Annotated in this window: 10 protein-coding genes; 5 read left to right on the top strand and 5 right to left on the bottom strand. The window is 50.1% G+C overall.

Annotated elements, in window-relative coordinates:
* Nucleotides 1-115: 115 nt before the first annotated feature.
* Entirely contained in the window at nt 116-1,564 is a 1,449-nt protein-coding gene (locus KDK15_RS05070; RefSeq protein WP_257294279.1) for a peptidoglycan DD-metalloendopeptidase family protein, read from the bottom strand.
* 146 nt (nt 1,565-1,710) lie between these two features.
* Nucleotides 1,711-2,847, bottom strand: a complete 1,137-nt coding sequence (locus tag KDK15_RS05075; RefSeq protein ID WP_257294280.1) for a hypothetical protein — start codon at nt 2,845-2,847, stop codon at nt 1,711-1,713.
* Nucleotides 2,848-3,409: 562 nt separating this feature from the next.
* On the opposite strand from KDK15_RS05075, the gene tyrS reads away from it, so the two are divergent.
* Entirely contained in the window at nt 3,410-4,717 is a 1,308-nt protein-coding gene (gene tyrS, locus KDK15_RS05080) for a tyrosine--tRNA ligase (RefSeq protein WP_257294281.1), read from the top strand.
* Between the two features lie 119 nt (nt 4,718-4,836).
* Here tyrS and amrA read toward each other — a convergent pair whose 3' ends face one another.
* Nucleotides 4,837-5,421, bottom strand: coding sequence for an AmmeMemoRadiSam system protein A (gene amrA, locus KDK15_RS05085; RefSeq protein WP_257294282.1), 585 nt, complete (start codon nt 5,419-5,421; stop codon nt 4,837-4,839).
* Between the two features lie 160 nt (nt 5,422-5,581).
* Nucleotides 5,582-6,361 carry an AmmeMemoRadiSam system protein B gene (gene amrB, locus KDK15_RS05090; protein ID WP_257294283.1) on the bottom strand — a complete coding sequence of 260 codons (780 nt, stop codon included), beginning with the start codon at nt 6,359-6,361 and terminating at the stop codon, nt 5,582-5,584.
* Nucleotides 6,362-6,528: 167 nt separating this feature from the next.
* Between amrB and amrS the strand changes: the two genes are divergently transcribed.
* From amrS to KDK15_RS05110, 4 genes are all read left to right on the top strand, one after another.
* The gene (gene amrS, locus KDK15_RS05095; RefSeq protein ID WP_257294284.1) at nt 6,529-7,629 is read left to right on the top strand and encodes an AmmeMemoRadiSam system radical SAM enzyme; all 1,101 of its coding nucleotides are present in this window, start codon (nt 6,529-6,531) and stop codon (nt 7,627-7,629) included.
* 127 nt (nt 7,630-7,756) lie between these two features.
* Nucleotides 7,757-8,026, top strand: a complete 270-nt coding sequence (locus tag KDK15_RS05100; RefSeq protein WP_257294285.1) for a DUF1778 domain-containing protein — start codon at nt 7,757-7,759, stop codon at nt 8,024-8,026.
* Between the two features lie 17 nt (nt 8,027-8,043).
* Nucleotides 8,044-8,556, top strand: a complete 513-nt coding sequence (locus KDK15_RS05105; RefSeq protein ID WP_257294286.1) for a GNAT family N-acetyltransferase — start codon at nt 8,044-8,046, stop codon at nt 8,554-8,556.
* A gap of 40 nt (nt 8,557-8,596) precedes the next feature.
* Complete coding sequence (locus KDK15_RS05110; RefSeq protein ID WP_257294288.1) at nt 8,597-9,028, top strand: YkgJ family cysteine cluster protein; 432 nt, start codon at nt 8,597-8,599, stop codon at nt 9,026-9,028.
* Between the two features lie 141 nt (nt 9,029-9,169).
* Here KDK15_RS05110 and adhP read toward each other — a convergent pair whose 3' ends face one another.
* A complete protein-coding gene (adhP, locus tag KDK15_RS05115; protein WP_257294287.1) occupies nt 9,170-10,189 on the bottom strand; it encodes an alcohol dehydrogenase AdhP in 1,020 nt (339 codons plus the stop codon).
* Between the last annotated feature and the right edge of the window lie 244 nt (nt 10,190-10,433).

The raw sequence follows: 10,433 nt of genomic DNA on the forward strand, positions 1-10,433 counted from the left end.
GAAAAATCGTTAAGCAAAATATTTTTCACGGCAAAGGCACTGAGACACAAAGTAAAAATCAGATTTCTCTGCACCTCACGTGCCTGAATGACGGTTTTTTCAATCACTGTCAGGGTTACTGCGTAGCCAGCAGTGTTTCCCTGTGCTTCTCAAGCCTGGCAATCATCAGTTTGGATTTTTTCCTGAAGTTAGCCATTTCACTTTTGGCGATAGGTGCTGCATCCGGGAGCTTAACCGTCACCGGGTTTCTGTGAACGCCATTGACACGAAACTCATAATGCAGGTGAGGCCCGGTGGCCCAGCCCGTTTTGCCAACATAGGCTATGGTCTGGCCCTGACGGACTTTCTGGCCTTTTTTCAGGCCGGCCAGTTTATTGGCATGGGCATAGACGGTAACAACATTATTCGGGTGCTGAATAAATACCACATTGCCGAAACCATTCTGCCAGCCGGAAAACTGCACACGGCCATCGCCAGCGGCTTTAATTGGGGTATTCATCGGGGCAGCATAATCGACCCCCCGGTGAGGGCGTTTGGTCTTGAATACCGGGTGCAGACGGTTGGGGTTAAATCTTGAGCTGATACGGGTAAAGTCCACTGGAGTACGGAGAAAGGCTTTCTTCATGCTTTTTCCGTCAGGGGTATAGTAGTCGGTATCGCCGTTACTGTCGGTATAGCGGATGGCGGTATAGGTCTGTCCATGGTTGGTGAAGCTGGCGACCAGAATATCGCCATCGCCCAGTTTTTCCCCTTCCAGGTACTTCTCTTCATAGAGCAGATTAAAGCTATCACCACTGCGGATATCCTGAACAAAATCGATATCCCAGCCAAAAATACCGGCCAGCTCCATGGTCAGGTTCTGGGATAGGCCTGCTTTCTGGCTGGCAAGGAAGAGAGAACTTTCAATGGTGCCACTGGCATAGGTGGGATGGATTTCCGGTGACAGGGTAACCAGTTCTGCCTGGTAGCCATCGTCCTCCCTGTTAAAGAAGATGCTTTCCAGTCTGGACTTGACGTAGCGCAGCTGGGTCAGGGTTCCTTCCTGATTAATCCGGAATTCAAGAGATTCTCCCGGACGTATACTGGCCAGTGTTTCGCCATACTTGGGCGTGTTGGCAACCTGGTAAACAACACTGGCATTTAACCCCTGACTATTAAATAACACCGATAAATTATCGCCAGATTTAATGGTGACGTTGTGCCATTTTCCAAGTTTTTGCTCCAGGTCGTATGCGGCTTTTGCCAGTGCTTTGGCTTCTGCGTCCTGTTCCACTTCTTTTTTGATTGCTGTTTCTGATTGATTAGAGTTCTGGTTGCTGACAAATGGGGAAGACCCGGGAGTTGTGACGGTGCTGGTCAGCTCAGAGGTGGCTTCCTGAGGCTGGAAAGCATCAATGGACATTGGGATTTCATTACGCCTGGCTTCTACGTCACCAGAGGGTAGAAGAGCCATCAACCCCATGATGCTGACAGCGATGGTACTTGCCAGCAGCAAGTGTCGCCTGGGGAAATGTTTCAGGCGCTGGTTGATCCGTGTTGCGCCCATCGGGATGGCTTTATTCATTAAGATTTTAACGCCGTCTTGAATGTGGTGATCAGTAAATTATAACGATAAAAAATACCGTAAGTCATATCCGTCAGAAAAGGTACGTCAATACAAGGTCAATTATTCTGTTTTCTAATCGGTTGAAAGAAGGGAGTTGTTCATCGTCAGAGTTTATGTACTGAAACTGATGTTGGAATGTGATTGCTTGTGGATGGTGCAATACGTGAGTGCAGCCTTGTCTGCACTGACGGTTGGTTTGTCTGTGAGAAAGGTGCGGGGCAGGTGGGCGTTTGCTGAGTGGTTTGAGCACTGGTAGTTAGTGACCCATGAAGTGACGCTGTGCGGTGTTGGTTTGTAGGTTCAGGCTGCTGCCGGGAGTCCTGGCTATTATTGCTTGTTTCTACTGCAGGCGTTGATGGGTGGTTCAGTGTTTCCTGGCTTGGCTCGCCTGTTGAGGTCACGGCGGCTGGCGGTAGTTCGACAGGTGGGTGTGTGGACTGGCTGCTCGGGTTATCCAGAGGTCGGGTATCTGCTACCGGATCGGGGGCTGGCGATTGTCGATCCTGATAGCCAGAAGACAGAGTTGAAGCCGACTGGAACAGTGATTGAGGGGAGGGGCATGCTGGGTTATTGAGATTGATATAAGGTTCTGCCTTAAACAGCCAGTGTGGCGTATGCAGAATAATTGTACCCACTATACCCAGCACACAGACGGAAAGGGTTAAGGACATGACCATGCTGGCAAGATACATCCAGCTGTATTCAGAACCGGGTGTTGTACTGGACTCTACAAAGTTCTTCCATCTATTGGCACCTTGCCTGACGTACTCTTCCACCGGGGGATTTTGGAGAACAGTGGGGTTTTGGAGATAAGTCGTTTGTTGCTCTTTATCTCTGGGCTCTTTATCTCTGGGCTCTTTATCTCTGGGCTCTTTATCACCAGGCTCTTTATTAACGAGCCCGGAGGTGGGCTGCTGGTCAATTCTATTATTTTCTTCCGCTGGCACCTTTTGAACCGATCTATCCCCCAGGTTCTCATGGGCATATTGAAGCAGACCTGTAAAACCACCAACACAAACACTGGACAGGACGACCACTTTTCTGCAGACAAAATTCAGACACTCGGCGGCTGTTGAAAGGGTTCGCATGACCACCCAGGCAGCATCACCCACTGAAAAACCTGAACCCGTCTGCTCAGATTGGTATGAAGGTTCTTTTTCTTGGCAGGCTGCGGGTGTTGTCGGGTGAGCTGCAGGGTAGTTTGAAGCTGTTGGTGCCGACAGTGGTTGCGGATAATCCAAAGACTTCTCCTTCCGATGTGATGGAACCGGTATTGTGAAGATTCAGCAGAAATGTCAAACAGTGCCCGATTGGACAGATTGGGCATGAGGTATCAATCAGCCGATGTAAGGACTCGTTCCCACGGTTCACCGTGGGAATGCATACCAAACCTCTCCGCAAATTAGACCCCCATTAAACTCTCATGATTCCGGGCTGAAACAGATTGTTCCACATACTGCAGGCTCCGGTATGCACTCCCACGCACCCATGGGAGGGTATACCCTGCATGGTTATTAGCGCTTTTCTGTACTGGTCAGCCTTTTCTGCACTGGTCAGCCGATGTACCAGAAATTCGTGATAGGTTCGACAGTTATGATTTAACGTTAGTTCCAGTCTATGAAGTAAAGGCCTGGTAAGGTAAATACACTGAAATTTACCTTATTTAGTAGAGGTCAGGCATTTGTTCCGGCAGCATTTTGTTGTATTTTGAACGGCTTGATTTTTTCTTGATTTGATGTCAGGGCCTCTGGCATCCACCGCGGTATTCCGGTTGAATCATCGAATCGTCGCAGGAAAAGGCAAATGTCCGATAGTCAAAACCCGTTGCTTAAAGATCTTCAGGCCCGCCAGCTCATCGCGCAGACCACTGCGGTTGAGGAACTGGACACTCATCTGAGCGAACAGCCCCGGGTGCTCTATTGTGGTTTCGATCCTACTGCTGACAGTCTCCATCTTGGCCATCTGGTGCCATTGCTGGTTCTCAAGCGTTTCCAGCAAGCGGGTCATAAACCCATTGCCCTGGTGGGTGGGGCCACCGGTTTGATTGGTGACCCAAGCTTCAAGGCGGCTGAACGTCAACTGAATACCCCGGAGGTTGTGGCTGGCTGGGTTGAGAAAATCAAGGGGCAGGTGAGTCAGTTCATCGACTTTGACTGTGGAGAAAACTCCGCCGTTGTGGCCAATAATCTGGATTGGACCGGCGACCTGAATGTTCTGGACTTCCTGAGAGATATCGGCAAACACTTTGCGGTGAATGCCATGATCAACAAGGAGTCGGTACAGCAACGGCTGAACCGGGAAGGCTCCGGTATCTCCTTTACCGAGTTTTCCTATGCCCTGCTGCAGGGCATGGACTTTGCCGAGCTGAACCGTCGTTATGACTGTACCCTGCAGATCGGTGGCAGTGACCAGTGGGGGAATATTGTTGGCGGTATTGACCTTGCCCGTCGTCAGAATAAGGCCCGTGCCTTCGGGTTAACGGTACCATTGATTACCAAGTCTGATGGCACCAAGTTTGGTAAAACAGAAGGCGGTGCGGTCTGGCTGGACTCCAGAAAGACATCCCAATATGCCTTTTACCAGTTCTGGATGAACACCGCTGATGCGGATGTGTATCGTTTCCTGAAGTTCTTCACCTTCCTGAGCATGGAAGAAATTGAGGCCATTGAGCAAGCGGATGCTGAGCGTCAGGGCAGGCCGGAAGCCCAAAGGATTCTTGCCCGTGAAGCTACCCGCCTGGTGCATGGGGAGGAAGGTCTTAAGGCGGCGGAGCGCATCACTGAAGCACTGTTTTCGGGGGACATTACCCAGCTTTCAGAAACCGATATGGAGCAGCTGAAGCAGGATGGCCTGCCAAGTGCAACCATCGAGCGGACTGGGCTGGAAGGCCTGGCTATGACGCAGCTGTTTGCAGAAGTCGGCATGGTTAAGTCCGGCAAGCAGGTTAAAGATGCGCTGGCTAATAACGCAGTGTTCTTTAATGGTGTCGCTCGTGGCACGGCAGATAATATGAACCTGCCAGAATGCTTTGCAACCCAGAACGCCATGTATGGTCGGTTCTTCCTGGTGAAATTGGGTAAGAAAAATCACTTCCTGTTTGAAGTGGTTTGATCGAATCGTACTCTTTTAATTAAGAGCGTTTCATTAAAAACGTGTTATTAAAAGCTCATGGTCATCGGGCAGTCTTGTCCCGGTGGCCGTTTTATCAAGCTGGCCATTCGAGTTAATAGTCAGCTGTAGTTTCTCTTTTCTTCGAACTTAACACACCGATAACGAAAGCACTCCATATCGTCAGGCCACAACCCCGGAGCCATACCGGCTTTGCTTTTCAAATGGGCCAGAAACTGCCGTGGATTAGGCAGCTGTTTCCACACCTGCGGTAAGAAGGTTGCGCTGTATTGAGGGTTGCGAATCAATAATCCGTCGATGCCGGGATGCAGCTGCTTTAAAAGGTCTTTCTCGTCAGCAACGTCCATCCGTTCCTGAGGTGTCAGTACGGAAACTTCAATTTTGATGTCGGTCAGCTCATGTTCAGTCACCGGGGGAAACCGTGGGTCCCGGAATGCGCTGGCGAAGGCATTATGGATAACATCATCCAACAGTGTCCGGTAAGCCTGGGTTGAACCAATACAGCCCCGCAGTTCCTCCCGCTTTTGCAGTGTTACAAAGCTGGCGGCTTGTTGCAGAAAGAAGTCTGCCAGATCTTTTTCCTGTAATGGTTCCGGTGGCAGACTCCGGGTACACCCTTCACTGATGGTCTTGCGGGCAAGGCGCAATAATTCTCTTTTCTGGCTTTCTGTGGGGTCAATTTGCACAGTAGAAATTCCCGTTTTCTTTCGTTAGAGGCATTGATAGCCTCCTTCTGGTTTTTATCGCCACCCAACGGGACCTCTGAATAACGGCTCCATGTCATCTGATAGCGGCTGAGCGTCCTGTTTGTGGATGTGTGCAGCCTGGATCTGCTGGATAATCGCGCTATTGAATAACAAAGGCACCATAGCCCACGACCCTGCTTTTATCGCCTGCAGTATCTCCGGAGTTGCGTACATCAAGCGTAATAACATCCATTCCCCGGTGCTGGGCAACCTTCAACATGCCATTAAGAGGATAGCAGCCACAGGCCTGCCCACCGGTTAAATTACAACTGAGCTGTTCAATGGCTTTAACCGTCTGGTTATCCCGGTAACAGGCCTCTTCATAGGTGTGATAATGACTGAGGTCGGAGCTGATAATAATAAGGGTTTCTTCTTCTCCCCAGAGGTACTCGATCACCTCAGCTACCGCTATCGGGCTGGTGTCGCCAACAACGATCGGAATCAGTTTGAAATCATCCAGACATTCCTGCAGAAAAGGGCACTGGACCTCAAGACTGTGCTCGCAGGCGTGCGCTTCATCGACGGTCTCTACTTGGCTGAACTGTTTCAGTTCCACCATGGCTTCAATATCCAGTGGAATATTACCAAGCGGTGTGGCAAAGGCTTCACAGTCCGGCAGGGCCATGCCCTGCAGCGGAATTCTATGGCTGGGGCCGAGCAGGGCAACCCGGCGAATATTCTTGCGCATTGAGTGCAGCAGGCGGTAGGCGCTGGCAGCGACAGGACCGGAATAGATAAAGCCAGCATGGGGAACGACCAGCACTTTTGGTGAGAAATCCCTGGGGCGGGCATCGCTGAGCATCTCTTTGACCATGCTGGCCAGGGCGTTGGATGAGTCTGGGTAAAAGGTTCCGGCTACAGCGGGTTGGCGAATAATCATTATGGGTTCTCCCCCGGGAGTGGCTGAGCCTACCGGCACATTTCAAGCGAAATAAACCACTCTCTTTATTTGCATCGCTCAAATAATGTCGGCAGAGCCTATAATTATAGCCTTGGTTATTACCTCAGGATGACAATCAGGCAGTGAACCTGGTCTGGAGATGGATCATGCTTAGGGAAAAAACACCTTCCGGAAATGTGTTAACAAACTACTGGCATGTACTTGAGGATGGGCGAATCCAATGTGATCTTTGCCCGAGGGCCTGCAAACTTCGGGAAGGGCAGCAGGGACTCTGTTTTGTCCGTGCCTGTGAAAGTGGTCAGATTGTTCTTACCAGCTATGGTCGCTCCTCCGGTTTTTGTATCGATCCTATTGAGAAAAAACCGCTGAACCACTTTCTTCCGGGAACCCCGGTTCTGTCATTCGGTACAGCGGGTTGCAACCTTGCCTGCAAATTCTGTCAGAACTGGGATATGAGCAAATCCCGTGAGATGGATACCCTGGCCGACCAGGCATCGCCAGAACAACTGGCGGATACGGCTGAACAACTGGGCTGTCGGTCACTGGCGTTTACTTATAATGACCCGGTGATTTTCCTGGAATATGCCATTGATGTTGCCCAAGCGGCTCATGAAAGAAATTTGCAGTCGGTGGCGGTGTCAGCAGGGTATATCTGTGATCAGCCCCGCGCTGAGTTTTTCCGCTATATGGACGCAGCTAATATTGACTTGAAAGCGTTTAGTCAAGATTTTTATCGAAAGATCTGTGGTGGCGCTCTGCAACCGGTCCTTGAAACACTGGAATATCTGAAACATGAAACCTCTGTCTGGTTTGAGATCACCACATTGCTGATTCCCGGTGAAAATGATTCTGAACATGAACTGAACGACATGTGTCAGTGGATTGTTGAGCACCTGGGAGTGGACGTTCCTATTCACTTCACGGCATTTCATCCCGACTGGAAAATGCGGGAGCATCCCCATACACCTGCCGCTACGCTGACCATGGCCAGGCAAATAGCGCTGAATCATGGTATTCGCTACGCCTACACCGGCAATGTCCATGATGCTGACGGTGGCAGTACCCGCTGTCATCAGTGTAATAGTTTGCTCATCGAACGTGACTGGTATGTACTTGGGGAATGGGGGGTTGATGCGTCTAAAGGTAAGGGGGTCTGCCAGCAGTGTGGGACACCGGTTGCCGGTGTGTTTGAACAGCAGCCGGGTATTTGGGGCAGCCGTCGGGTGCCGGTTAAGATTTTGGCTTGAGTTCTGGCGCGTTGCCAAGTTACATTCACTAAATAATCCGTCATTTATCCGTACAACTTGCTTACAGGAACACTCAGGTCTAAACTCTGCCTATACGGAAGATATCCGTACAAATGGAGGGTGAAATATGGCTACTGCACGCCTGGACCTGAGACTTGATGAGGAAATCAAGGCTAAGGCAGAGAAGGCTTCAGCTCTACTGGGACTGAAGAGCTTGACCGAATACGTTGTCAGGCTTATGGATGAAGACGCTACACAGGTTATTTCTGAATATGAAAAGATGACAGTTGAAAACGATGTCTTTGATCGCTTTACAGAAGCCTGCGAAAAGGCAAAGGCACCAAACAAGGCTTTGCGGGGTGCCCTGGCATTTACCGAAGAGAAAGGTGTCAAGTGAGCTGGTCAAGGGAGTTTGTGGAACTCGATAAAGGTATCCACGATAGAGCGTCATTTGATTGTGGTGAAACGGAACTTAATTTGTTCATCCAGACTCAAGCCTCAAAACATATGCAGGCAGGTATCAGTCGTACAATGGTTCTGCCTGCATCAAACCCTTTGCCAAATCAAAAAATACCAATTTGTGCATTTTACAGCATTGCGCCAGGCTCAATCTGTCGAGACACTTTACCTAAAGCGTTGGTAAAGAAGCTGCCACGGTATCCTATTCCTGTATTTTTGATCGCACAGCTTGCGGTTCATCGAGAATTTCAGGGCGAGGGGTTAGGAAAAATCTGCCTTGTAAATGCCTTGAAATACCTGTGGGAAATAAACGCTCATATGCGTGTATACGCCATTATTGTTGATTGTTTAACCGATGCCGCAGAGAAGTTTTATGCAAAATATGGGTTTGAAGTTCTGTGTGAACATAATGGTAAAGTTCGCATGTTTCTGCCCATGAAAACAGTAGCCCGGCTTTTTAGTTCGTAGCCAATTACAATAACAGGACTTATTACTTGTCGTGTCAGATATGGTTAACCGGATCGAAACCAGAGACATCACTTCCAGCAACAAGTGCGATCAGTGTACTGCCCTTTGTTGCTCTTACATTACCCAGGAACTGGACACTCCCCGCAGTATGCACGCGTTTGATGTGCTGCTCTGGCAGGTGGCTCATAAGGGCGTGCATATTTTCAAGGATGGCAATGGCTGGTATCTGCTCTGTCAGACTCAGTGTGAATTTCTGTTGCCGGATAATCGCTGTGGTATCTATGAACGACGCCCCGTTATCTGCCGGGAACACAGTAACGAAGCCTGTGAGAGGGATGCTCCCATTAATGATGGCTGCGAACTGTATTTTCAGACATACGACGAACTGGATGCCTATTGCCGAACACGGTTCAAAACCTGGGATAAACGGCTGGAGAAGTTTGAAGTAGAGCAGGCAAAACGACAGCAGTAGACCATTTTACCCAAGCTCCGTTTATCCACATTTCAGATACTATCCAGCCAAGAAAAACTTTGCCACGGAGACACAGAGGCACGGAGAAAGGAAAAAATCTTTTTCTCCGTGCCTCTGTGTCTCCGTGGCAAAAAGAGGGTGTTACTGCACCAGCTCCATAACAACACGCCCGGCGATATCGCCTTTCTCCATTTCGTCAAAAATCGCGTTTATCTCTTCAAGGGTTCGTTTCTGGATAATCGCCTTTACTTTACCCCGGGCAGCAAACTCCAGGCATTCCTGTAAATCCTTGCGGGTACCTACGATGGAACCAACAACAGAAACGCCGTTGAGTACCGTATCGAAAATAGGAATGGGCATTTCCTCCGGGGGGAGTCCAACCAGTACGCAGGTTCCTCCCCTGCGCACGGAGCGATAAGCACTTTCAAAGCCCGCTTTGGATACCGCTGTGCAGACAGTAGCGTGAACACCGTTACCCAGCAGAGAGCGAATTTTTTCTTCCGGCTGCTCCCTGATAAAGTCGATAAAGTGAGTGGCTCCCAAATCCAGGGATAATGCTTTCTTTTCCGCCCCGGTATCCACGGCAATCACATTAAGGCCCATGGCCACGGCATACTGAATGGCCAGGTGACCAAGCCCGCCCACACCGACAATGGACACCCAGTCACCGGGTTTGGTGCGGCTGACTTTCAGGGCCTTATAAGTGGTAACTCCGGCACAAAACAGGGGGGCGGCATCGACAAAACTGATATTGTCGGGAACTTTAACCACATAGTCGGCAGCCGCCACGCAGTACTCGGCATAGCCGCCATCGATGGAATAACCGGCATTGTGCTGTGAAAGGCAGAGCGTTTCTTTGCCTTCCAGACAGTAATCGCAATAGCCACAGGCGGAATAGAGCCAGGGAATACCCACCCGGTCGCCCGGTTTGATATGACTGATCTGGTCACCAACTTCGGTGACCGTACCCACACCTTCATGGCCGGGCACCAGTGGTAGTTTTGGTTTAACCGGCCAGTCGCCATGGCAGGCATGAAGATCGGTATGACAGACACCACAGGCATGGATTTTCACCAGTGCATCCCGAGGGCCTGGTTTGGGTAACGGCAGATCTTCGATGGTAAGGTGATCTTTGAAATGATGAACGACGGCTGCTTTCATGATGGTTGACCTTGTTGTTGCGAATCGATACCCGCCCGGTTTCCCTGTTGCGGGGAGTGCGGAGCTACGCAGTTTTGTATTGACGGTTGGGGATTGGTAGGCATTCCCACGGAGGTCTCTGGGAACAAGGGGGAACCGACCCAGTACACGGTTTCAATGCAATTGATGGGCTCCTTCATTGACCTCCAAACTCCGCTCGTCCTGAGCGGAGTCGAAGGGCGTAAACACCATACCCTGAATAAAG

The organism is Endozoicomonas sp. YOMI1 (genome assembly GCF_024606345.1).
GTDB lineage: Bacteria > Pseudomonadota > Gammaproteobacteria > Pseudomonadales > Endozoicomonadaceae > Endozoicomonas.